Consider the following 25,520-nt stretch of genomic DNA (forward strand, 5'->3'; position numbering starts at 1 on the left):
GGCGGCCGCTTGCACGCCGGCCGCCCGAGTGCGGGTCGGACAAGGGCGAAGGGCTACGCCGCGGGCGGCTGAAGCCGCGCCGCATCGTCTCGCCCGAGAAGTTCTAGCGTGGCCGGGTCCCGCACGTCCTCGTAGAAGCGCGAGAGCACATCGCGGAACACCGGCTCGCCGGGTGCGACCGCCTCGAACAGCGTCATGCACGAACGCAGCTTCAGATCGTCGGGCGAACCGAAGACCGCGTGCGCGCTCCGGCCCTCGATGGCGAGCACCATCTGCGCGCACTGCCGCAGGCTCTGCGAGAGCAGCGGGTGCGCCCAGTAGGCGGCGGCCTCGTCCGCATCTTCGAGCCCGAAGAACCTGGCGGTGGCGCTGCGGCCGAGGGCGCGCAGTTGCGGAAAGACGAACCACATCCAATGGCTCTGTTTGCGCCCCGCGGCGAGCTCGGCGCAAACCTGCGCCCAGACGGGCGCCTGCGCCGCCACGAAGCGTTCGAGGTCCCAGGTGCCCGATGCCATGGCGCCAGCTTACAACCCCAGCTCCCGTTTGGCGATGATGTTGCGCTGGATCTCGTTGCTGCCGCCGTAGATCGACATCGCACGGCGCCAGAAGTAGTTGGGCGCCGCGCCATGCAGGCTCGCACCGAGGCCGTCGAGATCGCCGTCGCCGCGGGCCTCGGCCGCATCGAGCACCTGGCTCTCGGGGCCGGCCGCCTCGAAGACCAGCTCGGTGATGCGCTGGCCGATTTCGGTGCCACGGATCTTGAGCGCCGATGCCAGACCCGCCCCGGGCGAGCTGCCGCTGCCCATGCTCGACAGCGCACGCAGCGTGGTCATCTCGAGCGCCTTCAGCTGTGCCTCGGTGGCCGACACCTTGGCGCGGAACACCGGGTCTTCGATGAGCGGCCGGCCGCGGTGCAGGGTGGCCGAAGCGATGCGGTGCAGCCGGCGCATCGCGAAGGTGGAGAAGCCGATGTTGGAGTTTTCGACGCGCTCGTGCTCGAGCAGGAACTTGGCGTACGTCCAGCCCTGGCCCTCCTCGCCGACGAGGTTGGCCTTGGGCACCTTCACGTCGGTGAGGAATACGGCGTTGAACGAATGCGTCCCTTCGAGCATGGGGATCGGCTGCACCACGATGCCCGGCGTCTTCATGTCGATCAGCAGGAACGAGATGCCGTGCTGCGCCTTCGCCTCGCGGCGGGTGCGCACCAGGCAGAACATCCAGTCGGCATAGTGCGCGTACGAGGTCCAGATCTTCTGGCCGTTGACGAGGTAGTGGTCGCCACGGTCCTCGGCGCGGGCGGCGAGCGAGGCGAGGTCCGAGCCCGAGGCCGGTTCCGAATAGCCCTGGCACCACCACACGGTGGAGTCACGGATGCCCGGCAGGTGCTGCGCCTTCTGCGCCTCGCTGCCGAAATTGAAGATCACCGGGCCGACCATGCGCGGGCCGAAGGGCTGGATCGTCGGGCAGTCGAGTTCGGCGCTGATGGTCTCGAAGATGTAGCGCTGCGTCGCGCTCCAGCCGGGGCCGCCCTGCGACACGGGCCAGGTGTAGGCATGCCAGTCGCGGCGCCCGAGGATCTGCTGCCAGCGCATGAAGTCCTCGCGCTGCAGGTGCAGGTCGTGCGCCACGCGGCGCGCGATGTCGGGCGGCAGGTTGCTCTGGATGAAGGCACGCACCTCGTCGGCAAAGGCGCGTTCCGCGGGGGTGAAGGCCAGGTCCATCGGGTGTCTCCTCTCAGTCGGTGGTGATCGGGCGCAGGATGAAGTGCACGCCGCCGACATGCACGCCGTGCACGTCGGCGCGCAGTCCGCGTGCGCGGGCCGCGGCGCGGATCGCGTCGGGGTCGCGCGCATCGACCACGATGCCGCGCAGGCCTTCGCCGCGGCCGTCGTCCGCGCGCACGAAGTGCAGCGTGGCGTTGTCCACGCCGACCTCCCAGCCGGCCGCGTCGTCGGCGCTGCGCGTGACGGGCCGTGCGAGGATGCGCCCCCAGCGTTCGGCGAGCGCGGCCGCATCGTCGGACTGGAGCACCGCACCCGAGATGCCGACGACGCGCGTGCGCTGCACCTCCTCGCGCCAGTGCGGGCCCGCCGGCCAGTACGCGCCCTGCAGGTCGGCGCCGTTCAACGTGGTGTTGATCTCGAGCAGCGCACCGCCGGTGTCGCGCGGATGCAGCTGCATGCCTTCGTAGTCGCCGAGCGCGAGCGGCGCGGCGATGCGCACGCCGACCTCGGCCACGTGCGCACGCCAACGCGGCAGGGCGTCGCTGTCGAGAATGACCATGTAGCCGCCGTCGCCGCGGCGACGCTCCAGGTAGCGCCCGGCGGCGGTGCCTTCGGCGAGCGGCGCCACCACCTCGACGAAGCTGCTACCGAAGGGCATGAGCGCGTTGTGCAAGCCGAACTGGCCGACCTCCGGGTCACGGTGGCACACGCGCACGTCGAACACCGCGCAAAGGTCTTGTTCGACCGGGGCCAGTTCACGCGCGACCAGGCAGAGCTGGCGCAGGCGCAGGTAGCGTTCGGTTGGCGGTGCGGGCGGGGTGTTCGTCATCGAGGCCTGTCTCCTTATTGCTCCGGATGCCCGGAATGCCATGGTTTTGAATATGATATAACAAATACAAAATCTACGGAGACAAGGCCACCCATGACATCGCTTGCCGGACTGCGCGTGCTCGACCTCTCGCGCTTCATCGCGGGACCCTACTGCGCCATGATGCTCGGCGACATGGGTGCCGAGGTGGTCAAGATCGAGCCGCCCGGCGAAGGCGAATACGCGCGCCGCGCGCTGCCGGCGGTGGAAGGGCAGAGCCTCTACAGCTTCGTGGTCAATCGCAACAAGAAGAGCCTCGCGATCGACCTGCGCCACGCCGACGGGCAGTGCGTGCTGCGCGAGCTGGTCACGCAGGCCGACGTGCTGGTCGAGAACTTTCGACCCGGCACGATGGAGCGCATGGGCCTGGGCTGGGAGACGGTGCACGCGCTCAACCCGGGGCTCGTGATGGCGCGGATCTCGGGCTTCGGGCAGGACGGGCCGCTTGCGAACAAGCAGTGCTTCGACGGCGTGGCGCAGGCGATGAGCGGCCTCATGGACCTGACGGGCGCCGCCGACGGGCCGCCCACCATGCTCGGCTCGTTCATGTGCGACTACACCACGGGCATGTACGCCGCGCTCGGCATCCTCGCGGCGCTCAACGCGCGGCATGCCTCGGGCAAGGGCCAGCTGGTCGACGTGTCGCTGCTCGAGAGCGCCGCCTCGATGCTCATGACGGCCATTCCGCAGCAGAAGCTCTTCGGCACCACGATGACGCGCGTGGGCAACCGCGACCGCTTCGTGGCGCCGTCGAACACCTTCGCCACGCGCGACGGCCGCTACGTCCTGATGGTCGGCGGCGACGACAACATGTTCCCGCGCGTGGTGCGCGCGATGAAGGCGCCGGCGCTGCTGGACGATTCGCGCTTTGCCTCGATGGCCTCGCGCCTCGCGCACCGCGATGCGGCCGAAGGCCTGGTCGCCGAATGGATGCTGCAGCACGAGGCCGACGAGATCGTGGCGCGGCTCGAGGCCGAAGGCGTGCCCTGCGCCAAGGTCGCGACCATCGACGAGGTGGTCGACAACCCGCAGCTGCGCCATCGCGGCGCGATCGCCGACATTCCGTTCGGCGCCACCTCGGTGCCGGTGCAGGGCGTGACCATCCACCTCTCGGACACGCCGCTCGCGATCCGCAGCGCGATGCCCGCGGTGGGCGCGCATGGCGACGAGGTGCTGCGCGAATGGCTCGGCTGGGGCGAAGAGCGCGTGCGCGCGCTGCATGCCGGCGGCGCTCTGAAATTCATCACTGCAAACCACACTTCAGACAGGAGACAAACCCTTATGGCCACCACCCAGGAGCTCGTCGAACATTTCGAGCACGGCGTGCTCACGCTCACGATGAACCGGCCCGAGCGCCTCAATGCGCTGACCGTGCCGATGACCGAGGCGCTGCTCGCGGCGCTGCGCCGCGCGGCGGTCGACACGGCGGTGCGCGCCGTCGTGCTGACCGGCGCGGGCCGCGCGTTCTGCGCCGGTGGCGACGTGAAGGCGATGGCCGAGGACGACGCCACGCGCCACACGCTCGAATCGCGCACCTTGCAGCTGCGCGAGCACATGGAATGCGCGCGGCTGCTGCACGAGATGCCCAAGCCCACCGTCGCCGTGGTGCGCGGCGCGGCCGCGGGGGCGGGCCTGTCGCTCGCGCTCGCCTGCGACCTGCTGCTGGCGAGCGACACCGCCAAGCTCACCTCGGCGTTCGCCAAGGTGGGGCTGTCGGGCGACTTCGGCAGCACCTACTTCCTGACCAAGCTGCTGGGCCCGCGTGCGCGCGCCTTCGCGTTGCTGTCGCCGGTGGTGAAGGCCGACGAGGCGCTGCAGATGGGGCTGGTCACGCGCGTGGTGCCCGACGCCGAGCTCGACGCCGCGGGCCGCGCGCTCGCGCAGCAGCTGGCCGACGGTCCGTCGATCACGCTCGGCCACATCAAGGCCAACCTGAACGCGGCCGAGCAGGGCGCCACGCTGGCGCAGGCGCTCGACCACGAGGCCATCCGCCACATCCGCTGCGGCATGACCGAAGACCACCAGGAAGCGGCGCACGCCTTCGTCGAGAAGCGCGCACCGAAGTTCGTCAACCGCTGAAGGAGACACCCGCATGGACCGCTTTTCGCTCAAGGGCAAGACTGCCATCGTCACCGGCTCGTCGCGCGGCATCGGCCGCGCAATCGCCATCGCCTATGCCCGCGCGGGCGCCCGCGTCGTCGTGACCAGCCGCAAGGCCGACGCCTGCGAGGCCCTGGTGGCCGAGCTGCGCGGCGAGGGGCTCGAGGCCACGGCGATCCCCTGCAACATCTCGAGCAAGGAGCAGGTGGCCGCGCTGGTCGACCGCACCGAGGCGGCCTTCGGGCCGGTCGACGTGCTGGTGTGCAACGCGGCGGTCAATCCGTACTACGGCCCGATGTCGGGCATCAGCGACGAGGCTTTCTCTAAGGTGATGGACGTCAACATCCGCTCCAACCTGTGGCTGGTGAACCGCGTGGCGCCAGGCATGGCCGAGCGCGGCGGCGGCTCGATCGTCATTATCAGCTCGATCGCGGGGCTCACGGGCTCACGCGTGCTCGGCGCCTATGCGATCTCGAAGGCGGCCGACATGCAGCTGGCGCGCAACCTGGCGCTCGAATGGGGCAAGCAGGGCGTGCGCACCAACTGCATCGCGCCCGGGCTGATCAAGACCGACTTCGCGAAGGCGCTCTGGGACAACCCGAAGACGCTGGCCGCCGCGCTCGCGTCGAGCCCGCTCAATGCCATCGGCGACCCGGAGGACATTGCGGGCGCGGCGCTGCTGCTGGGCTCCGACGCAGGGCGCTTCATCACCGGCACCACGATCGTGATCGACGGCGGCGCCACCATCGGCGGCGAGGCTTGACGCAGGGAGTTAAAGACATGACCTACCAGGACATCCGCATCGCCACCGAAGACCACGTGCTCACGCTCACGCTGAACCGCCCCGACAAGCTCAACGCATGGACGCACCGCATGGAAAGCGAGTTCCGCCAGGCGGTGGCGACGGCCGAGGTCGACGATGCGGTGCGCGCGATCGTGGTCACGGGCGCGGGGCGCGGCTTCTGCGCGGGCGCCGACATGGACATCCTCGAGGCGGGGGCGGCGGGGGCCGACGTCGGCGATGCAGCCACCGCGCCCGCGGCGCCGCCCGAAGGCGGCATAGAGGCCAACTACGCCTGGCGCTTCAGCTACCTGCTGCGCGTGCGCAAGCCGATCTTCGCGGCCATCAATGGGCCGATCGCGGGCATCGGGCTGTGCATGGCGGTGTTCTGCGACTTCCGCTACATGGCCGAAGGCCAGAAGCTCACCACCGCCTTCGCCAAGCGCGGCCTGATCGCGGAGCACGGTATCTCGTGGATGCTGCCGAGGCTGGTCGGGCCGACGAACGCGCTCGACCTGCTGCTGTCGGGCCGCACCGTCGTGACGGCCGAGGCCGCGGCGCTGGGGCTCGTGAAGCCGCTGCCCGCGCAAGGCTTCCTTGCCCAGGTGCAGGCGATGGCGCGCGAGATGACGCAGAACGCATCGCCGCGCTCGATCGGCGTGATCAAGCGCCAAGTGTACGACAGCCTGTTCCAGGACCTCGACACCGCATGGCGCCGCGCCGACGAGGAGATGCAGGCTTCGTTCTTGAGCGAAGATTTCCGCGAAGGCGTGGCGCATTTCCTCGAGAAGCGCCCGCCGGCCTTCACCGGCCGCTGACCGCACCCGAGACGACATAACATATACGCTATTTTCTGAAAGGCGCGCGTGCTGCGTGCCGACCCATACGCCATGGAAGACACCCCCCTCACGCGCGACAGCCTCAACGCGCAGGCCTACAACCGCCTCTGCCGCGACCTCAAGGCGGGCCGCTTTGCGCCGGGCGAGAAGCTCAAGCTGCGCGACCTCGCGGCCGAGATGGGCATCAGCCCGACGCCGGTGCGCGAGGCCCTGGCCCGGCTGATTTCCGAACAGGCGCTCGAACAGGTCGGCCACCATTCGGTGCGCGTGCCCGTGATGAGCGAGGAGCGCTTTGCCGAGGTGCGCACGCTGCGGCTGATGCTCGAGGGCGAGGCCGCCGCGCGCGCCGCGCCGCGCACCGGCACCGAAGACGTGAAGCGGCTCGAAGCCATCCACGAGCGCATGGCCGCGCTGCGCGAGGCCGGCGACACCGCGGGCGAGCTGCTCGAGGCCGAGCGCTTCCACATGGAGGTGTATGCGCTCGCGCGCATGCCCGTGCTGCAGCGCATGGTCGAGGGCCTGTGGCTGCAGTGCGGCCCTCTCATGAAGGCGCTGCAGACCCATGCGCTCGGCCAGCCGCGCAAGCAGCATCCGCAGTTGATGGTATTGCGCGGCCTGCGCAAGCGCGACGGCGACGTGGCGCGGCGCGGCATCCACGACGAGATCGACCGCACCACGGCGCCGATCCTGGCCTACCTGCGCGAGCGCAGCGCCGAAGAAGAGGCGCCCCGCGTGCCTGCAAAACAAAAGGCGGCAGCGGGCCAGGCGGCCTGAACAATCCGCAGCGCGCTCCATGCAGCGCGCGGATGGATGTGCATGCCGAATATTCATCGGCATGCCTTGCCGCGGCGGGCGCGTCGCCGCATGATGGTGCACAAACCGGGGCCCTCGCGCAGGTGCCACCCGGACGAGCAGACCGACTCGGAGACAACCCAGCATGATCGCCTACCGCCACGGCCACCGGCCGCTGCACGAGTACCTGCGGCTGCACGCGCGCCGCACGCCCGACAAGGCCGCCGTGATCTGGTACGGCCGCAAGATCTCGTGGGCCGAACTCGACGACCTGAGCGACCGCTTTGCGCAAAGCCTGCGCGACCGGGGCATCGGGCAGGGCGACGTGGTGGCGCTGTTCCTGCACAACTGCCCGCAGTACCTGATCGCGCACTTCGGCGTGCAGAAGCTCGGCGCCATCGTCAGCCCCTGCAACCCCGACGCGCAGGCCTACGAGCTCGAGCACCAGCTCAGCGAACTCGACGCGAGCGCCATCGTCGCGGGCGAGGAGCTGCTCAAGGTGGTGCTCGGCTCGCATGCGATGCGCACCGTGGCGCACGTCTACGCGGTGCGCAGCGGCGCCATGCTGCCCGCTACGCTGGCCATGGACGTGCCGCCCTGCCTGCGCCTGCCGCACGAGGGCGCACCGCCGCTGCCGGCCTGCACCATCGACTTCGCAGATGCGCTCGCCGCGGCCGGCCCGTTCGAGCCGCCCGACACCATCGCGATGGACGACGTGGCGCTGATGGCCTACACCTCGGGCAGCACCGGGCTGCCCAAGGGCGCGATGATCAGCTACGAATGCGCGCTCTACAAGACGGCCGTGAGCGCCGACAGCTTCGGCGTCGGCGCCGGCGACGTGATGCTGGCCGAGGTGGCGCTGCACCACATCTCGGGAATGATGACGGGCCTCGCGCTGCCCGTGTACGCCGGTGCCACCGTGGTGCTGCTCAACCGCTTCGACGCCACCGCGGTGCTGCAGGCTATCGAAGCCTGCAAGGTGACCTGGTGGTACACGATGGCGCCGTCGCTGCCTTCGGTCATGGCCTGCGACGATGCGGCGAGCTACGACCTGTCGACCCTGCGCACCACCGTGGGCACGAGCTTCGGCGTGCCGCTGTCGCAGGCGCTGGCCGCGCGCTGGAGCCGCTTCGCCAACGGCTGCCTGGTGTACGAGGCCGGCTACGGCCTGAGCGAAACCCACACCTGCGACACGCTGATGCCGTCCGACGCCATCAAGTGGGGCACCAACGGCAAGCCTGCGCCGGGCGTCGAACTGCGCATCGTCGACCTCGAGACCGGGCGCGACCTGCCGCCGGGCCAACGCGGAGAGATCCTGCTGCGCGGGCCGATCCGCTACAAGGGCTACTGGCTGCAGCGCGAGGCCACCGAGGCGATGCTGAAGGACGGCTGGCTGCGCACCGGCGACGTGGGCGTGGTCGACGAGGAGGGCTACCTCACCTTCCTCGGGCGCACCAAGGAGATGATCAAGGTCTGGAGCTACAGCGTGTTCCCGGAGGAGGTCGAGGCGATCCTCGGCATGCACCCCGACGTGCGCCAGGCCGCGGTGGTCGGGCTGCCCGACCCCGATCGCGGCGAGGCGGTGCAGGCCTACGTGGTGCTGAAGGACGAGGCCGCCGCGCGCGTGCGTGCCGGCCAGACCAAGGACCGCGCCGACCAGAAGATCATCGAATGGTGCCTGCAGCACATGTCGCACTACAAGGTGCCGCGCAGCGTGATCTTCCGCAGCGGCCTGCCGTCGTCCGAAAACGGCAAGGTGCTGCGGCGCATGCTGCGGGAGGCGGGCGGTCCATCGCCGATGGCGCTGAACTGATGACCCGCCGCGCGGTGCGCTTCAGCGCGCCGCGGCCGGCACGCGGTAGTTCATGAGCTCCTGCTTGGCGATCGCATTGCGGTGCACCTCGTCGGGGCCGTCGGCCACGCGCAGGTGGCGCGCGTAGGCATAGAACGAGGTCAGCAGCGTGTCCTGGCTCAGGCCCGCGGCGCCGAAGGCCTGCATCGCGTCGTCGATCACCTGCACGCAGTTGTTGGGCGCGAGCACCTTGATCATCGCGATCTCCTTGGCCGCCACCTTGTTGCCCACGGTGTCCATGCGCCAGGCCGCATGCAGCACCATCCAGCGCGTCTGGTCGATCAGCATGCGCGCCTTGGCAATGCGCTCGCGCCACACGCCCTGCTCGGCCAGCGGCTTGCCGAAGGCCACGCGCGAGACCACGCGCTCGCACATCATCTCAAGCGCCGACTCGGCCATGCCGATCATGCGCATGCAGTGGTGGATGCGGCCCGGGCCGAGCCGGCCCTGCGCGATCTCGAAGCCGCGGCCCTCGCCGAGCAGCAGGTTCGACGCCGGCACGCGTACGTTCTCGAACAGCACCTCGGGATGGCCGAAGGGCGCGTCGTAGTGGCCCATGAGCGCCATGTCGCGCAGCACGGTCACGCCCGGGGTGTTGCGCGGCACGATGATCATCGACTGCTGGCGATGCCGGTCGGGGTTGTCGGGGTCGGTCTTGCCCATCAGGATGAAGAGCTTGCAGCGCTCGTTCATCGCGCCCGTGATGTACCACTTGCGCCCGTTGATCACGTAGTCGCTGCCGTCGCGGCGGATGCTGCATTCGATGTTGGTGGCGTCCGACGAGGCCACGGCCGGCTCGGTCATCGCGAACGACGAGCGGATCTCGCCTTCGAGCAGCGGCTTGAGCCATTGCGCCTGCTGCTCGGGCGAGCCGTAGCGCGCGATGACCTCGGTGTTGCCGGTGTCGGGGGCGCTGCAGTTGAACGCTTCGGCGCTCCAGTAGCGCCGTCCCATGATCTCGCACAGCGGCGCGTACTCGAGGTTGGTGAGCCCCGCGCCATGTTCGGCCTCGGGCAGGAACAGGTTCCACAGGCCGGCGGCGCGCGCCTTGGGTTTGAGCTCTTCCATCAGCGGCAGCGTGGTGTAGCTGCCGCCGTTCTGTGCGTTGAGGTACGAGCGGTGAGCCTCTTCTTCGCGGCGCTGCTCGTTCGGGTAGATGTGCTCGTCCATGAAGGCGAGCAGGCGTTGGCGCAGGTCCTGGACCTTGGGGCTGTAGGCGAATTCCATGGCGTGTTCCGGTTGAGATGGGTGTTGAAAGAGGGATTTCAGGACCAGGAGAACAGGCCCAGCGACACGGCCACGAGCGCCGGCTTGGCCTGGCCTTCGATCTCGATCGTGTTCTCGGTGCGCAGCAGCGTCCAGCCGTCGTCGCGCGGCTCGGCCGCGAGCAGCTTCATGTGGTTGCGCACGCGCGAGCCCGCGGGCACCGGCGACATGAAGCGCAGCTTGTCCATGCCGTAGTTGACCGACTTGGTGGCGTTCAGCCCGCCGAGCAGTTCGTAGGTGGCAATGGGCAGCAGCGACAGCGTGAGGAAGCCGTGTGCGACCGGCGCGCCGAACGGGCTTTCGCGCCGGGCGCGTTCCACGTCGATGTGGATCCACTGGCGGTCTTCGGTGCATTCCGCGAACGCGTCGATGCGCGACTGCGGCACCTCGATCCAGGACGAGGTGCCGATCGGCTGGCCGACATGGTCGAGCAGGTTGTCTTTGGTGAGTGAGGGCATGGCGATGCACCTGAAATGGGATGCGCCAATGGTGCCGCTTGCCGTGCGCCACAGGGCGGCGCCTGCATGAAGGCTTTTCATCGGGCGCATGCGGCTTGTTGATGCCGTGGCCGCGCGCGTGCATGAACATCGGCCGTCGGATCTTTTGTGCGTCTGCCCCGAAAGGACACCGTGACTGCCAGCTACGAAGTGCGCGACGGCATTGCCGTTCTGACCATGGACAACCCGCCCGTCAACAGCCTGGGGCTGGGCAACCGGCGCTTCATCGCCGACGCGGTGCGCCGCGCCGAGGGCGATGCCGCCGTGCGCGCGATCGTGCTCACGGGCAGCGGCCGGGCCTTCTGCGGCGGCGCGGACATCCGCGAGTTCAACCGCCCCGAGGCGACTGCGGCGCCCGACCTGGTCGATGTCATCACGCAGGTGGAGGCTTGCGAGAAGCCGGTCGTCGCCGCGATCCACGGCGTGGTGATGGGCGGCGGGCTCGAGCTTGCGATGGGCTGCCACTACCGCATCGTCGAGGCCGGCACGCAGGTGGCGCTGCCCGAGGTGCGCATCGGCATCCTGCCGGGCGCGACCGGCACGCAGCGGCTGCCGCGCCTGATCGGGCTCGAACCCGCGCTCAACATGATCGTGACCGGCGACACCGCGCTGGCCGAGGCGCTTTTCGCGCTGCCGGGCCAACGCTTGTTCGACGCGCTCGTCGCTGCGGATGTGGTCGCGCAGGCCGTGGACTTTGCGCGCGAGAAGGCAGAACTGCGCCCGCTGCCGCGCTCGCGCGAACTGCACGTCGTGCATCCCGATGCCGAGGGCTTTCTGCACTTCGCGCGCAACGCAGTCGCGGCCGGTTCACAGCACTGTCCCGCGCCGCTGCGCTGCCTCGACTGCGTGGCGCAGTCGGTGCGGCTGCCGTTCGATGCCGCGGTCGCGTACGAACGCGAGGCCGTCACCGACCTGGTGTGGACACCCGAGAGCGCGGCCCTGCGGCATGCCTTCTTCTCGGAGCGTGCGGCGAAGAAGGCGGCGGGTCCCGGCGATGCAGCCATCGCCGAGCGCATGCTGGCACGCTACCGCGATGCGGCGCGGCAGTTGATGGCCGGCGGCGTGGACGCACGCGCGATCGACCGGGCGATGCGCGGCTTCGGCTTTGCGCCCGAACTGGCGACGGAGGTGCCTGCAGCGCCCGCGGTTGCACGCCCCATCGACGACGACGCGATCGTGCAGCGGCTGATGCGCGCGATGGTGGAGGAGGGCGTGCGCCTGATCGACGAGGGCGCGGCCGCACACGCGAGCCACATCGACCATCTGTTCCTTTCCACGCAAAGGTTTCCGCGTTGGCGCGGAGGGCCGATGTATGTCGGATCGCTGGCCGGGTGGTGCGCGCTGGCGGTGGGCTGATTCGCGCTGCGTGGGGCCGCCATCTTCAGCGCGTCACCTTGGCGCTGCGACGTTCGAACTCCAGATTCGCTCCCAGACCCACGCCAGCCCCCGCCGCACGTCCCCACGCGAACCCTCGTTGCGCGGGACCACGGGACGCCACGCCCCGCCTTGCGCCTCTGCGACGACGAATGAAAAGCTGTAGTTCGGCTCCTGACCCATGCGCAAGTCCGTGACCCATGCCCGCCCGCCGCGTGCATGCACCTTGTAGAAGCCGTGCGAGAACGCCGCAAGCCGCTGCACAGGCGGCAGCGTGCTCACGGACCCCGACACCGGTGGCGCAGCGAAACGCGTCCATTGAATCGGGCGGTCGCCGTCCAATAGCGAGCGGAAGCCCTCGTCGTAGTTCCCGTCCGGCCGCATGGCCACGATGCGCCACAGCAAGGTATTGAAGGGTGTTGGCGTCACCAGTATTGCCGCTGGCGGGACCGCCCCCGCGAGCGACGCCTGCGCCGTGGTGCGCACGTGCCATTGCGCAGCCGCACTCCACGCCAGGTAGGCAGTCGACAGCACAAGGCCCGCGTGCACCGACGGCAGGCCCCGCCTTTGGCGGCGCGTCACACCGATGACGACGCCTGTGAGCAAAGGCAGTGTGTAGAGCGGGTCGATGATGAAAATGCTGCCCACGCCGAAAGGGTGATTGGTGAACGGCAGCAGCAACTGCGTGCCGTAAACGGTCATCGCGTCCAGCAGGGGATGCGTCACCAGGGCCAGCCACATCGCGAGCCACCAACGCCGGACTTCGGCTCGCTCGCCGTGCAGCCATGTCGGCAATGCGGCAAGAACGGGCGACGCAAGCGTCAACCAGAACAGGGAATGCGACTCGGCACGGTGAAGCACCATGTTGCGCAAGGCATCGCCCTGATCGATCAATACATCCAGGTCCGGCAAGGTGCCGGCCAACCCGCCCCACAGAGCGGCCTTCCAGGCGGCCGTGCGACGGCCCATGGTGGCCAAGCCAACCGATGCGCCCAAGACAAATTGAGAAAGGGAGTCCACGGGCCGAGGCTAACCCACGGACTGGCCATTCTCTGCCCCGCGCGCCGGAAGCAAAGGCGCGACAACCTCGGCAACCAGCCTGGCATTGCCCGCACTGATCCTGCGCATCGGCCTGGACAGTCTTTCGTCACCCGCAGCGGCCAGCCAGAAGGCATGTGCTGCCTCGAAGGCCTGTGCCCAGACGTCGGGCCTGGCACCCAGCGAACGGAACGAAGGCGCGACAGGCCGCAACGGCGGCTCGATGCCACCGCCCACGGGCGCGTAGATCGTGGGGAGCATGTCGTAGGCCGGAGACACGTCGACCGGCCGTCCTCGCTCGTCGGTCATGAGCGAGAGATTCTCGAAGTGCCGGTCGACGTTCCCGATGAGTTCGGAAAAAGCGGTCAACACGAGGACTTGCCGCACCGAGCCGGGCCCGATCATTCCCGCTTCCTCGCAGCGCTGCGCGAACGAGGGCCAGTCGTCGCGCATGCCGAACAACGCGTCGTCGATCGCTCCGGCCGAGATCATGCCCCGTCGGCCGAACCGTCCCACGCGGTCGAAGCGCTCGACCTCGAGGTAGCCGTAGGCGTCGTTTTCGAAGTAGCGCGCCGCCGCTGCATCCACGCCCGCCGCCGCGAGCGCGCGCAACGCCAGTTCCTCGAGGACGAGCATTTCCGAGGACCGCGTGCCGACGCGTGCGAACTTCACGATGAGATGGCCGCGGCCCTCTGCCTCGCAGGTGAACTTGGGCTGCTCGCCGCCCGCGCTGCTGCCCGCGTCCGTCTGGCTCGTGGCGTTCGCCAGGTCGAGATAGGCCCTCGGAATGTCGACGTTGGCGATCGGCGCGGTCTGCCGCGACGCCATATGGGCGGCGAACGAGCTGGCGCCCCACATGAGAGAGCCGGCTACGTCCGAGCCGACTGCGCACAGGAACTTCACCCGGTGATCGTCGGACCAGTCGCGCAGCGACGACGGAACACCGATTTCCGCGGACACGACCTTCGCGATGCGCGCACCGAGGTAGCCCGACGGCGCGGCGAAGGCCATCGCCGGAGGGAGTCCTTCGTGGAAGCGGCTGTCCGGCCCGCCGAGATCGACCCAGGTGCCGCCGCGGAGAAAGCTGACAGCGCCGATCTCGCTGACCCGGCCGTCCTCGCCGACACGGAAGACAGGCTGGGGGGAAGCCACGGGTTCGTTGCGCACGAGCGCGTAGCGCGGTGTGCGCACGCCCGGTTCTCGAAAACGGAGGACTTCCTTGCCAAAATTCTGAATAGTTCGTGAGAGAGTTGCCTGACTGACCTGCAGGAGCGTCAGCAATTCATCGACAGGTCGCGGCCCCTGTGAAAGCACGGTGCGGACGAGCGCTTCCCTTTCGCCATCGCCGCGGCTCCTTGCTTTCATTGGAGAGTTCATCGAATAAGATCGTGAATAGTTCGATGAATTATACGGCGGGGCGTCGATGCGCCCGTTCGCCTACGCCCCAGGCCGCAGCACGAACCGGATGCCCAGCGCGTCGAACGCGGCGCCGCGCGGCCCCTCTCGCTGCAGCGCGACGCCGTGTGACGGCGCTTCGCGCAGCAGCCCGTCCAGATCGTCCACGCCGAGGTCGATGCCGGCCACCGTGGTGCGGCCATCGGCCGCGAGCGCGAAGCGCAGTTCGATCCCGTCGAGCGCGACGGCGGGCAGCCCCTGCGGGTTGCGGGCTGGTTGCGCATGGAACAGCTGCGCCCAATGCAGCGCGACACGCTCGGGCGAGCGCACCGAGAGCGTCAGGCCGCACAGCCGGGCAGGGCCGCGGGCGGTGTCTTTGATCGGCTGCGGTGCTTCCTGAAGGTCGACCCCGCAGGCGCCCGTGTCCACGGCTTCGAGCCGCAGGCACGGTGTGCCACCCAGCGCCGCGCCGTCGAGCGGCTCGATGCCAAGGCGCTGCAGGTGCGTGCGCTGGCGGGCGAGATCGCTGCATTGCAGGGCGAGCGCGTCGCCGGGCGCATCGCGCAGTTCGAGCCAGGGCCCGCCCAACGGCAGCCGCGGCCCGTGTGTGCCGTCGCCGTGGTCCGGCGACAGTGCGAACACGCGTTCGAAGAGCGCGAGCGCCGCAGCGCTGTCGGCCCTGTCGGCGAAAGCCAGGCGCAGGCCGCGCAGGCGGGGCGTGAACAGCGGCAGGGCGGCCATCATCGCGTTCGGTGGGGTGCTCAGCCCGTTGCCACGCGCTGCCAGCCAAGCTCGGCCAGCTGCCGCGCCTGCCGTCCGGCGTCGAGCGCATGGGCGTTCGATGCGTTGCCCGCGAGTGCGCGGCCCATGATGCCCTGCGCGATGGCGGCGGCGCGGAACAGGTTGAAGGCGGTGTAGAAGCGCCAGGTCTGCGGCGCCACGGGCGCGAGGCCGCGGCGCTCGCAATAGCGCGCCACGTGGGCGTCTTCGCTCGGCAGGCCGCGCGCGGCGAGCTGCTGCGCGTCGAGGTCACCGAGGCCGCGGAACGGCGGCGGCAGCTGCCAGGCCATGCAGTGGTAGGCGAAGTCGGCCATGGGGTCGCCGAGCGTCGAGAGTTCCCAGTCGAGCACCGCGACGACGCGCGGCGCATCGTGCGCGAACACCAGGTTGTCGAGTCGGAAGTCGCCATGCACGATGCGCGCAGGATGCTCGGGCGGCAGGTGGCGCGGCAGCCATTCGATCAGCGCCTCCATCGCGTCGATGCGCTCGGTCTCGCTCGCGCGGTACTGCTTGGTCCAGCGCACGACCTGGCGCTCGATGTAGTTGCCGGGACGTCCGTAGTCGGCCAGGCCGACCGCCGCCACGTCGACGTCGTGCAGCGCGGCCTGCACCCGGTTCATCTCGTCGCAGATCGCCGCGCGCTCGGCGGGCGCGAGCTCGGGCAGCTTCGGGTCCCAGAGGATGCGGCCGTCGACGTGGTCCATCACGTAGAAGGCGGTGCCGATGACGGCCGGGTCCTCGCACAGCGCATGCACGCGCGGCACGGGCACCGGCGTGTCGGCCAGCGCGCGCATCACGCGGAACTCGCGCTCCACCGCATGCGCTGAGGGCAGCAGCACGCCCGGGGGCTTGCGCCGCAGCACGTAGCGCCGGCTCGGCGTTTCGAGCAGGAAGGTCGGGTTCGACTGGCCGCCCTTGAACTGCGAGATGCGCAACTGCACATTGGCGCCGGGGTCGACGCGCGCGGCGAACCAGTGCCGCAGCGCGGTCTCGTCGAAGCGGTGCTGGGCACGCACTTCGGTGGTGCCTGCGAACGGCTCGCTGGTCGTCGTCATGGGGTGCCTGTCTCCTCGGTGAATGCGCGCGCGCGGCGACTCGCGGCATGATGGTGCGCGTTCGTCCAGGCGACAGCCTAAGGGCAGGGGTGCCGCGGCGGCCAATGAATGCTTCGAATGGACCTGGATACGGCAAATGCATATCTCCCGCGTCGACCTCAACCTGCTCGTGGTGCTCGACACCATCTACACCGAAGGCGGCATCACCAAGGCGGCCGAGAAGCTGCACCTGACGCAGCCGGCCATCAGCCATGCGCTGGCGCGCCTGCGCGACCTGTTCAACGACCCGTTGTTCGAGCGCCAGGGCCACCGCATGGTGCCGACGCCGCTGACCAAGCGGCTGATCGACCCGCTGCGCGGCTCGCTGCAGTCGATCGGATCGCTGCTCAACGACACGCAGAGCTTCGAGCCCGCCACGGCGAAGAAGCGCTTCGTGGTCGGGCTGCGCGACTTCATGGAGTCGACCGTGATGCCGCCGCTCATGAAGGCGCTGGCCATCGAGGCGCCGGGCGTGGACGTGTCGAGCGTGCGCGCCAACCGCCGCAGCCTGGAAAGCGAGCTCGCGGCCGGCACGCTCGACGTGGCGGTCGATGTGCTGCTGCCGCTGTCCGACGCGGTGAAGGTCAAGCGCATCACCGTCGACGGCATGGCGGTGGTGGCGCGCCAGGGGCATCCGGCCATCGCCGACGGCGCGATCACGCTCGACAGCTACCTGGCCGAGCGCCACATCCTCGTCACCTCGCGCCGCCAGGGCCCGGGTTTCGAGGACATCGAGCTGCGTCGCATGGGCGTGCAGCGCCAGGTGGCGCTGCGCTGTCAGTTCTACTTCGCGGCCTGTCGCACGGTGTCGGAAACCGACCTGCTGCTGACCATGCCGGAGAGCTATGCGCACGTGGCGAACCGCCAGTTCGGCAACCAGGTGATGGCCTTCCCGGTGCCGCTGTCGTCGATGGACGCCTACATGTACTGGCATGCGAGCACCGACAACGATGCGGCCAACCGCTGGCTGCGCGCGGTGATGCTGCGCTGCATCGCGCGCTGAGTGCGGGCGCACGTCTGCGGCACACTGGCGCGATGTCACTTCCTCCCGAGCCAGAAGGCGAGAGCGCACGGCGCCTGGACGAGCCGCTGCTGCGCTCCCTGCATGCGCTGCTCAGCGAGTCCGGCGTATCCCAGGCGGCGGCCCGGCTCGGCATCGACCAGTCCGCGATGAGCCGCCACCTTGCCGTTCTGCGCCGGCTGATCGGCGACCCGCTCCTGATCAGGGTCGGCAATCGCATGGTGCTGACCGAACGGGCGCAGGAACTGGTCGCGCCCACCCAACGGATCCTGGCGGACATGTCGCTGCTGGTCGCCCATGCGGTGGCGCGGCCCCTGCGCACTCTCCGCCGCAGCTTCCGGATCGCGACCTACGACTTCATGCCCAAAGCCTTCTTCGCCCACCTGGCCGAACGCATCGGCAGGGAAGCGCCCGATTGCGACCTGGTCATCCGCGGCCTGGGCTCACGCTTCGAGCACTACCGGCAACTCGCGGACGGCGACGTGGACCTGGTGATCACGGTCTGGCCGGAACTGCCGGAACATCTGCGCGCGACCAGCCTGCTCGACGAGCCGCTGGTCTGCGTGCTGCGCCCGGGCCATCCGATGGCCGAGGCCGGTGCCCTGACGCTGGAGAGCTTCCAGCACGCCAGCCACCTGACCTCGCTCGAGCACGTACCGGGGCGGGGCACCATCATCGATGCCCAGATGGCCGAGCTGGGCGTGACGCTGCGCACCGTGGTGCACACGCAGTTCCTGAGCCTCGCACCGAGCATCCTGGCGCGCACCGACCTCGTCTTCACCACGGGGCGCCTGCTCGCCGAGGACTTCGCGCGCGAACGCGGCCTCGTCATCGTGCCGTTTCCCGCCAGCATCAAGCCGATGCGCTACCGGCTCGTCTGGCACGAGCGCACCCACACGGACCACGCCTTGCGCTGGCTGCGCGACGAGCTGACGTCGGCCGCGCGCGTGCTGGCCCAGCGGCCCGGGTCATGACAAGGCTGTCATAACCCAAGCCACGCAGCAGCCATGGGCCGGGTGCATGGCGGCCGATAAGGTCCGCTGCATGCAAGAACCCTCTCCAGACCCATTCGCGTCCAGTGTCCTCCCGCCGCAGTTGCTGGGGCGGCTGCCCAAGGTGGACCTGCACCTGCACATCGCAGGGACCCTGCGGCCCGCCACCCTGGCCGCGCTGGCGCAACGCCACGGGCTGCCCCTTCCGCGTCCGGTGGACAGCCTGTACGTCTACCGCGACTTCTACGACTTCATCGACGTGCTGCGGCTGGGCGCGCGCGCCGTGCGCAGCGCCGCCGACTTCGAGCGCATGGCCTACGAGGCGATCGAGGACGCCGCTGCCGCGGGCACGCGGCATGTGGAGATGTCCTTCAATCCGCAGTACTACATGCCCACGCAGGTCCCCTACCGGGTGCAGCTCGACGGCCTCGCGGCGGGGGTGCGGGCGGCCGAGCAGGATTTCGGCTGCTCGGCTTTGCTGATCGCGTCGCTGGACCGCGGCCTGCCGATGGACAGTGCCGAGCAAGCCATCTCGGACATCGTTGCCCAGCCGCACGAGCTGGTCGTGGGCATCGGCCTCGACGGGCCCGAGCGGGAGGGCCCACCGGCCAGGTTCGCGCCGCTCTTCCAGCGTGCGGGCCGCGCCGGCCTTCGGCGCACCGCCCACGTGTGCGAAGACAACCAGACGCAGGCGGAAGCCCCGCCGTTCCACGTGCGCGACTGCCTGCATCTGCTCGGCTGCGACCGCCTGGACCACGGCTACAACCTGCTGGCCGACGACGACGGCGTCCAGCGGGCCAAGGACAACGGCGTTTACTTCTGCGTGTGCGGCATCACGAGCGTCAAGCGCAACCAGGCACGCCGCTTGCAAAGCATCCGCGCCATGCAGGAGGCCGGCCTCCGGCTGACCCTCAACACCGACGATCCCGCGATGTTCCACACCGACCAGGCCCACACCCTCGGCACGGTGCTCGAGGGCTGCGGCTGGTCGTGGAACGAGGCCTGCGCCTTCAGCCTGGCAGGTGTGGATGCCTGCTGGCTGGATGCGGACGCCAAGCGCACGCTGCGTCAGCGCTTCGAGCGCGAGATCGCCGCGCTCGCCGATGCGCCCGGCGACGGTGCGCCCGCCATTCAATGACCCATCACGCAGGAGCCTTCATGAAAACTCTCACCTTCCTCTCCCGCCGCGGTTGGCTCGGCGCCTGTCTGCTGGGTACGCTGTCGGCACTGGCAGCAACCGGTGCAACGGCGGCGGGTCCGGCATGGCCTGCGCAGCCCGTGACCATCGTCGTACCCTATTCCGCGGGCGGCAACGTGGATGTACTCGCCCGCTGGATCGTGCCCGAACTGTCCAGGCGCCTGGGCCAGCCGGTCGTCATCGAGAACCTGACCGGTGCCGGCGGCATCATCGGCACCGAGAAGGTCGTGCGCGCCAAGCCGGATGGCTACACCCTGTTGATGTCGGTGGAAAGTGCCGTGGTCATCGCAAAGATGGTGACACCCGCCACGGTACGTTACGACGGCCTGCGCGACCTTCAGCCCGTCACGCTGCTCGGCGCCCAGCCGCTGGCCCTGGTCGGCCGGCCGGGATTGCCCGCCAGAACGGCCGGCGAGCTGTTCAAGGACATGAAGGACCATCCCGGCAAATACAGCTACGCCACCTCGGGCGTCGGCACCTCGTTGCATCTCGGTGGCGAGATGCTCAAGCAGATGGCCGCCGTGGACATGGTGCACGTGCCTTATCGGAACGGCCCGCAGATCGTCACGGACCTCAGCGGCAACCAGCTCGACCTGGCTGTGCTCCCGCTGTCGATGGTGATGCAGCAGGCACGCGCAGGGCAGGTGCGAATCTACGGCCTGATGGACGACAAGCCCTCGGCCGCGATGCCCGAAGCGCGGATGCTGGGCGACAGCGAAGCCGCCCTGCGCGGCGCGAACGTCACCGTGTGGCAGGGAATCTTCGTGCCGAAGGGAACGCCCGCCGGCATCGTCGACCGCCTGGACGATGCATTGCGCGCCGTGCTGCAGGAGCCCGGCGTGCGCAAGAACTTCGCGGAGGGCGGCGTGGCGGTGATCGGGTCGGGCCCAGCAGAGTTCGCGCGCTTTCTGCAGCAAGAACAGGCCAAGTTCGGTGCGGTCGTTGCCAAGGGGCAGATCAGGGCCGAGTAGCGCAGGCGCGCACAGGGCCGTGAGAACAGGGCTTTTCGCTGGCCGGATCAGCATGTGATCCGGCTGCAAGCTGGATGTGGTCCGGTGGCAAGCCGAGCCGATGGCGTTCGCCCATCGCCGCGAAGGCGGCTTCGATTCGCCTTGCGAACAGCGGCGTATCGAACAGCGGCGTCTCGGTGCGGCCGCAAGAGAGACGCCGGCGCAGCCCGGCGAGCGTCTCCGGTGAGCTTGCGAGGGACAGCGCTGCCGCCTCGTAGGCGCTCACGCTGCGCGTCACGAGTTCAGGAAGGCCCATGGTATTCAGCAGGCTCGCCGCCACCCGGGATGCGAAGGTGCGGCCAGCAAGCGTCAGCACCGGAAGGCCGGCCCACAGCGCATCGCTGCAGGTGGTGTGCGCGTTGTAGTGGAAGGTGTCCAGAAACAGGTCGGCGTGGGCGTGGCGCGCAAGATGCTTGGCGAGCGGAAGGCGCTCGGCCCAGACGATGCGGCTGGCTTCGACGCCGCGCGCAACGGCCTCGGCCTCGATGCCGGCTGCTGCGGCATCGCTGCCTCTCAGCAGCCACAGCACGCTGCCGGGCACGCGTCGAAGCAGCCGCATCCAGACTTCGAAGACGTCGGGCGTGATCTTGTAGATGTTGTTGAAGCAGGCGAAGACAAGGCCCTGCGGCGGCAGGCCCATCTCCTCGCGGTTCGGTGCCGCGTCGGCAATCGCCTTGGTGTGGTCGTTGGCCTGGTAGCAGCCGGGCAGCGTCACCACCTTCTCCGCGTAGTGACCATATTCGTCGGGACGGATCAACGTCGCGTCGGCAACGATGTAGTCGATGAAGTCGCAGCCCATCGACGCTGGAAAACCGAGATAGTTGACCTGTACGGGCGCTGCGCGGTGCGCAAAGATGCAGGGCCGCGCGCCCTCGGTGAAGCCGTTGAGGTCGACCGCGATGTCGATCCCCTCGGTCTGCGCCAGTTGCGCGATCTGCGCATCGCTTCGGTCGGCGCATTCGACGAAGCGGTCGAATGCGGCCGCGACCCGCTGCGTCATCGGGTCCGGCGCTGTCGGCCCGACGCTGAAGCCGAACCACTCGAAGCGCTCGCGGTCGTGGCATTCGAACAGTCGCACCATCAGCTGCGAGGTGGCGTGGTTGCGGAAGTCGGACGAGAAATAGCCGACGCGCAGCTTTTTCCGGCTGGACGCACGTGGCGCGGTGTGGGCGGCACCTTCGCGCGTGGGGCACTGGTCTTGCGCGTAGGTGCGCGCGCACGCCAGCAGCGTGGCTGGGCACGCGGGTGTCGCAAGCAGCGAGAAGGGAACGGCGGCCTTCTCGCCGGCACGCACGCGCTCGAGCGTGTCGGCCACCATCGGGCCCCATGCCGCCCAGCGGCACATCAACGTCGCGTTGTAGAGCCAGTGGCCGCGCTCGTAGCCGGTATCGGGCGGAAGCTTCGCGATATCGGCGTGCGCGGCGAGCGCTTCGGCATGCCGGCCTAGGCATGCGAGCACGGTGGCGCGGGCCATGAGCGCACCGCCGTCCCGCGGCGCCAGCGCCAGCGCCCGGTCGACGCTTTGCAGCGCCTGCGGCCCGTCTCCGAGTTCGGCCAGTGCGAGCCCGCGCTCCGCCCACGCGCGCACCAGTTGCGGATCCGCCGCGAGTGCGCGGTCGCAGTGGCGAAGCGCCTCGTCGAAGCGGGCCAGCTCGACCAGCGTGCGCGCGATGTTGGCGTGGAGCACGGGGGAGTCGCCGTCGATGTCCTGCGCGCGGCCGAAGGCAGCCAGCGCCCGCTCATGGTCGCCGAGCGCGCCGTAGGCGACGCCCGTTTCGTGCCATGCCTCGAAGAAGTCGCCCCACGCAATGGCACGCCGGAACGACTTCAAGGCACCACGCACCTGGCCGCGCTGCAACTGCACCTTTCCGAGATAGAAGAGCGCCTCTGGCGAACATCCCGGCAAGCGCGATGCCTCGAGCAGGAGTTCTTCGCATTCCTCCAGTTGGCCGCGGTTGCCGCAGATGTAGGCCAGCAGCTCGTAGGCCTTCGAGACCGCCTTGCTCCGCCTGATGACCTGACGCAGCAGATCCTCGCAAAGCCGGATCTGTCCAGCTCGGAAGTAGCGATCGGCCAGGACGATTTTCTGGTGCGTGGATTGCGGCATTGACGTGTTGCGGACGAAGGGCGCGTCGCGCCTGCGTCGACCTCTTCGAAACCGCGAAGCGCGAGCCGGACCCTTGTTCCTCGGCCGGGAGGATACAAATGGTTTCGGGTTCTGGCAACCGCAGCGCTGTTCGGTACCTCCTGCGGCTCATCCGGGTTTACGCCAGTGCATCTTCCTTCGCTCAGTCGTAATCTGTCATCTGTTATAACAAATACCGCCTTGAGCCGATCCCAACCGATCGGCCCGGCGCGTGACTCAGGAGACGAAGATGACTATGCAAAGGCGTCGATTCATCCAGGCCACGGCCGCCGCAGCGGCTGTGCTCGGCGGGCCTGTTTCGCGGCTGGCGCGTGCGCAGGCCGGGCCGGTGCGCATCGGCGTGATGCTGCCGATGAGCGGCATCGGCGCCGAGGCCGGCGCGGCCTGGCTCGCCGGGGCCAAGGTAGCGGCCGAGCAGTGGAACGCGACGGGCGGCGTGCTCAAGCGGCCGGTGGAGCTGGTGGTGCGCGACGACAAGTTCACCAGCGCCGGCGCCGTGGCCGCGGCGCGCGAGCTGGCCGGCAGCGGCGTCAACCTGCTGATCGGCGGCTCGCAGTCGCCAATGGCGCTGGCCACCGCGCCGATCCTGCCCGAGCTCAAGGCGATGATGGTCGCGCCGTGCCCCACGGTGATGTCGCTCACGCACGAGAGCTTCCAGCGCAACTTCTTCCGCCTCTCGTGGAACGCCTACATCGCGTTCGCCGGCATCGGCAACATGCTGACCGAGCGCTTCGCGGAAGTGAAGACCTGGTCGTGCATCGTGCCCGACAGCGAGAACGGCCGGGACATGGCGCGCTTCTTCACGCTCGGCGTGCAGCGCGCGGCCGCCAAGGCAGGGCGCCAGGTGAAAGTGCTCGAGCCGGTGTTCGCGAGCCTCAACAAGGCCGACTACAAGGTCGAGATCAACAGCCTCATGAACGCGCCGTCGCAAGGCCTGTTCGTCGGCCTCACGGCCGCGCCCTGCATCAGCCTGCTGCAGCAGGGGCGCTCGGTGGGCATGGACAAGAAGTTCAAGGTGATCGGCGATGCAGGCACCGAACTGATGATCGCCAAGGCGATGCAGAAGTCGACGCCGGCCAACCTCTGGAGCATCAGCTACTGGGTGCCGGGCACCGAGGCCGGCAAGCGCAACCCGCTGAGCACGCCGCTCTACGACGGCTACGTGAAGCTCACCGGCGACAGGAACCCGCCAAGCATCGTGCAGTCGAGCCACCGCTGCGCGCTCGCGCTGTTCAACGCGGTGCAGAAAGCGGGCAACACAGAGACCGATGCGGTCATTGCCGCGCTCGAAGGCCTGACCTTCGACACCGCGGTGGGCAGCTACCACGTGCGCAAGGAAGACCACCAGGGCCTGGGAACGGCCTACATCGCCAAGGTGGGCGCGCGCGACGCCGATCCGGGCTACGGCATCGTCGATGCCATGGCCTACAACGAGGCCGACGTGGCGGAGCCGCCGACGCCGGGCAAAGCCATTGCGCTGTGAGGACCCGAGCATCACCATGACCATTCCACGCAGAACCCTTCTCCAGGCCGCGAGCGCGGCCGCCGTGCTGGGCGCCGCCGGCGCGCGGCCGCTGCGCGCACAGGGCGCGCCCATCCGCGTCGGTGCGATGCTGCCGATGAGCGGCATCGGCGCCGAGGCCGGCACCGCCTGGCTGCACGGCATCAAGGCGGCGCAGATGCAATGGAACGAGAGCGGCGGGCTGCTCGGCCGCCAGATCGAGATCGTGGTGCGCGACGACAAGTTCACGAGCGCGGGCGCGGTCAACGCCGCGCGCGAGCTCGCGGGCGAGGGTGTCAACCTGTCGATCGGTGCGGGTCAGTCGCCGATGGCGCTGGCGATCGCGCCGATCCTGGCCGAGCTCAAGAGCATGGTGGTGGCGCCGGCGCCCACGGTGATGTCGGTCACGCACGAGAACTTCAGCCGCAACTTCTTCCGGCTGTCGTCGAATGCGCTGATGCTCTACGGCGGCATCGGCAACCTGATGACCACGCGCTTCGCCGATGTGAAGACCTGGGCCGTGATCGCGCCCGACAGCGAGAACGGCCGCGACGTGGCGCGCTACTTCAAGGCCGGCGCGATGGCGGCCGCAGCCAAGGCCGGGCGCCCGGTCAAGGTGGCCGAGCCGGTGTTCGCGAGCCTCAACAAGTCCGACTACAAGATCGAGATCAACAACCTGATGAACTCGGGCGCCGAGGGCCTGTTCATCGGGCTCACGGCCGCGCCCTGCGTGAGCCTGCTGCAGCAGGGCCGCGCGGTGGGGCTCGACCGCAAGTTCAAGGTCATCGGCGAGGCCGGCACCGAGCTGATGATCGCCAAGGCGATGCAGAAGTCGACGCCGAAGAACCTGTGGGGCGTGACCTTCTGGGCGCCCGAACTGGAGCCGTTCAAGAGCGAGTTCCCGGTCAGCAGGCAACTCTCCGAGTACATCCTGAAGGTGGCGGGCACGCCCTGGGTGCCGGGCATCGTGCAGGCCTCCCACCGCTCGGCGCTGGGCATCTTCCACGCGGTGAAGAAGGCCGGGTCGACCGAGACCGACGCGGTGATCGCAGCGCTCGAGGGCCTGCAGTTCGACACGGCGGCCGGCCCCTACCGCGTGCGCAAGGAAGACCACCAGGGCATCGGCTCGTTCTACTTCGCCAAGATCGGCGCGCGTGATGCGGCGCCCGGCTACGGCCTGGAGCAGGTGTACCGCCTGGACGAGAACGAGATCGTCGAGCCGCCGTCGCCCGGCAAGAAGTACGAGGGCTGA

22 protein-coding genes are annotated in these 25,520 nt (G+C 69.2%); 12 read left to right on the forward strand and 10 right to left on the reverse strand.

Annotated elements, in window-relative coordinates; translation table 11 throughout:
- Positions 1-53: 53 nt before the first annotated feature.
- The 3 genes from AC3A6R_RS23775 to AC3A6R_RS23785 are packed head-to-tail and all read right to left on the reverse strand — an operon-like array spanning position 54 to position 2,553.
- Positions 54-515, reverse strand: coding sequence for a DUF1810 domain-containing protein (locus AC3A6R_RS23775; RefSeq protein ID WP_487862959.1), 462 nt, complete (start codon positions 513-515; stop codon positions 54-56).
- 9 nt (positions 516-524) lie between these two features.
- Entirely contained in the window at positions 525-1,721 is a 1,197-nt protein-coding gene (locus tag AC3A6R_RS23780; RefSeq protein ID WP_487865795.1) for an acyl-CoA dehydrogenase family protein, read from the reverse strand.
- 13 nt (positions 1,722-1,734) lie between these two features.
- Positions 1,735-2,553, reverse strand: a complete 819-nt coding sequence (locus AC3A6R_RS23785) for a VOC family protein (protein WP_487865796.1) — start codon at positions 2,551-2,553, stop codon at positions 1,735-1,737.
- Positions 2,554-2,646: 93 nt separating this feature from the next.
- Here AC3A6R_RS23785 and AC3A6R_RS23790 point away from each other — a divergent pair, with 93 nt between their 5' ends.
- The 5 genes from AC3A6R_RS23790 to AC3A6R_RS23810 all read left to right on the forward strand — a co-directional run bounded on the left by AC3A6R_RS23790 (position 2,647) and on the right by AC3A6R_RS23810 (position 8,917).
- Entirely contained in the window at positions 2,647-4,671 is a 2,025-nt protein-coding gene (locus tag AC3A6R_RS23790; RefSeq protein WP_487865797.1) for a CoA transferase, read from the forward strand.
- A gap of 13 nt (positions 4,672-4,684) precedes the next feature.
- Positions 4,685-5,455, forward strand: coding sequence for an SDR family NAD(P)-dependent oxidoreductase (locus AC3A6R_RS23795; protein WP_487862954.1), 771 nt, complete (start codon positions 4,685-4,687; stop codon positions 5,453-5,455).
- 17 nt (positions 5,456-5,472) lie between these two features.
- On the forward strand, positions 5,473-6,291 hold the full coding sequence (locus AC3A6R_RS23800) for an enoyl-CoA hydratase (protein WP_487862953.1): 819 nt from the start codon (positions 5,473-5,475) through the stop codon (positions 6,289-6,291).
- Positions 6,292-6,363: 72 nt separating this feature from the next.
- The gene (locus tag AC3A6R_RS23805; RefSeq protein ID WP_487862952.1) at positions 6,364-7,086 is read left to right on the forward strand and encodes a GntR family transcriptional regulator; all 723 of its coding nucleotides are present in this window, start codon (positions 6,364-6,366) and stop codon (positions 7,084-7,086) included.
- 163 nt (positions 7,087-7,249) lie between these two features.
- Complete coding sequence (locus tag AC3A6R_RS23810; protein WP_487862951.1) at positions 7,250-8,917, forward strand: AMP-binding protein; 1,668 nt, start codon at positions 7,250-7,252, stop codon at positions 8,915-8,917.
- Positions 8,918-8,938: 21 nt separating this feature from the next.
- On the opposite strand, the gene AC3A6R_RS23815 is transcribed toward AC3A6R_RS23810, so the two are convergent.
- Both AC3A6R_RS23815 and AC3A6R_RS23820 read right to left on the reverse strand, forming a co-directional pair.
- On the reverse strand, positions 8,939-10,183 hold the full coding sequence (locus AC3A6R_RS23815) for an acyl-CoA dehydrogenase family protein (RefSeq protein WP_487862950.1): 1,245 nt from the start codon (positions 10,181-10,183) through the stop codon (positions 8,939-8,941).
- A gap of 38 nt (positions 10,184-10,221) precedes the next feature.
- Positions 10,222-10,680 (reverse strand): MaoC family dehydratase, encoded by a 459-nt coding sequence (locus AC3A6R_RS23820; protein ID WP_487862949.1) that lies wholly within the window; start codon positions 10,678-10,680, stop codon positions 10,222-10,224.
- Between the two features lie 171 nt (positions 10,681-10,851).
- On the opposite strand from AC3A6R_RS23820, the gene AC3A6R_RS23825 reads away from it, so the two are divergent.
- Complete coding sequence (locus tag AC3A6R_RS23825; RefSeq protein ID WP_487862948.1) at positions 10,852-12,075, forward strand: enoyl-CoA hydratase-related protein; 1,224 nt, start codon at positions 10,852-10,854, stop codon at positions 12,073-12,075.
- A gap of 33 nt (positions 12,076-12,108) precedes the next feature.
- Here AC3A6R_RS23825 and AC3A6R_RS23830 read toward each other — a convergent pair whose 3' ends face one another.
- The 4 genes from AC3A6R_RS23830 to AC3A6R_RS23845 form a co-directional block, all read right to left on the reverse strand.
- Positions 12,109-13,113 (reverse strand): metal-dependent hydrolase, encoded by a 1,005-nt coding sequence (locus AC3A6R_RS23830; protein ID WP_487862947.1) that lies wholly within the window; start codon positions 13,111-13,113, stop codon positions 12,109-12,111.
- Between the two features lie 9 nt (positions 13,114-13,122).
- Positions 13,123-14,496: a HipA domain-containing protein gene (locus tag AC3A6R_RS23835; RefSeq protein WP_487862946.1), complete on the reverse strand. Its 1,374-nt coding sequence runs from the start codon at positions 14,494-14,496 to the stop codon at positions 13,123-13,125.
- Between the two features lie 72 nt (positions 14,497-14,568).
- The gene (locus AC3A6R_RS23840; RefSeq protein WP_487865798.1) at positions 14,569-15,270 is read right to left on the reverse strand and encodes a hypothetical protein; all 702 of its coding nucleotides are present in this window, start codon (positions 15,268-15,270) and stop codon (positions 14,569-14,571) included.
- 17 nt (positions 15,271-15,287) lie between these two features.
- Positions 15,288-16,361, reverse strand: coding sequence for a phosphotransferase (locus tag AC3A6R_RS23845; RefSeq protein ID WP_487862944.1), 1,074 nt, complete (start codon positions 16,359-16,361; stop codon positions 15,288-15,290).
- Between the two features lie 136 nt (positions 16,362-16,497).
- Between AC3A6R_RS23845 and AC3A6R_RS23850 the strand changes: the two genes are divergently transcribed.
- The 4 genes from AC3A6R_RS23850 to AC3A6R_RS23865 all read left to right on the forward strand — a co-directional run bounded on the left by AC3A6R_RS23850 (position 16,498) and on the right by AC3A6R_RS23865 (position 20,582).
- The gene (locus tag AC3A6R_RS23850) at positions 16,498-17,403 is read left to right on the forward strand and encodes a LysR family transcriptional regulator (protein ID WP_487862943.1); all 906 of its coding nucleotides are present in this window, start codon (positions 16,498-16,500) and stop codon (positions 17,401-17,403) included.
- Positions 17,404-17,435: 32 nt separating this feature from the next.
- Positions 17,436-18,395 carry a LysR family transcriptional regulator gene (locus tag AC3A6R_RS23855; RefSeq protein ID WP_487862942.1) on the forward strand — a complete coding sequence of 320 codons (960 nt, stop codon included), beginning with the start codon at positions 17,436-17,438 and terminating at the stop codon, positions 18,393-18,395.
- A gap of 70 nt (positions 18,396-18,465) precedes the next feature.
- Positions 18,466-19,551 carry an adenosine deaminase family protein gene (locus tag AC3A6R_RS23860; protein WP_487862941.1) on the forward strand — a complete coding sequence of 362 codons (1,086 nt, stop codon included), beginning with the start codon at positions 18,466-18,468 and terminating at the stop codon, positions 19,549-19,551.
- Between the two features lie 20 nt (positions 19,552-19,571).
- Entirely contained in the window at positions 19,572-20,582 is a 1,011-nt protein-coding gene (locus AC3A6R_RS23865; protein WP_487865799.1) for a Bug family tripartite tricarboxylate transporter substrate binding protein, read from the forward strand.
- On the opposite strand, the gene AC3A6R_RS23870 is transcribed toward AC3A6R_RS23865, so the two are convergent.
- Entirely contained in the window at positions 20,569-22,728 is a 2,160-nt protein-coding gene (locus tag AC3A6R_RS23870; RefSeq protein ID WP_487865800.1) for a tetratricopeptide repeat protein, read from the reverse strand. The two genes, AC3A6R_RS23865 and AC3A6R_RS23870, sit on opposite strands and share 14 nt — an antisense overlap.
- Positions 22,729-22,996: 268 nt before the next feature.
- Between AC3A6R_RS23870 and AC3A6R_RS23875 the strand changes: the two genes are divergently transcribed.
- Together AC3A6R_RS23875 and AC3A6R_RS23880 are read left to right on the forward strand one after the other, a co-directional pair.
- Complete coding sequence (locus AC3A6R_RS23875; RefSeq protein ID WP_487865801.1) at positions 22,997-24,250, forward strand: ABC transporter substrate-binding protein; 1,254 nt, start codon at positions 22,997-22,999, stop codon at positions 24,248-24,250.
- Between the two features lie 16 nt (positions 24,251-24,266).
- The gene (locus tag AC3A6R_RS23880; RefSeq protein WP_487862937.1) at positions 24,267-25,520 is read left to right on the forward strand and encodes an ABC transporter substrate-binding protein; all 1,254 of its coding nucleotides are present in this window, start codon (positions 24,267-24,269) and stop codon (positions 25,518-25,520) included.

The sequence above is a fragment of the Variovorax sp. Soil_C_19 genome (assembly GCF_057657255.1).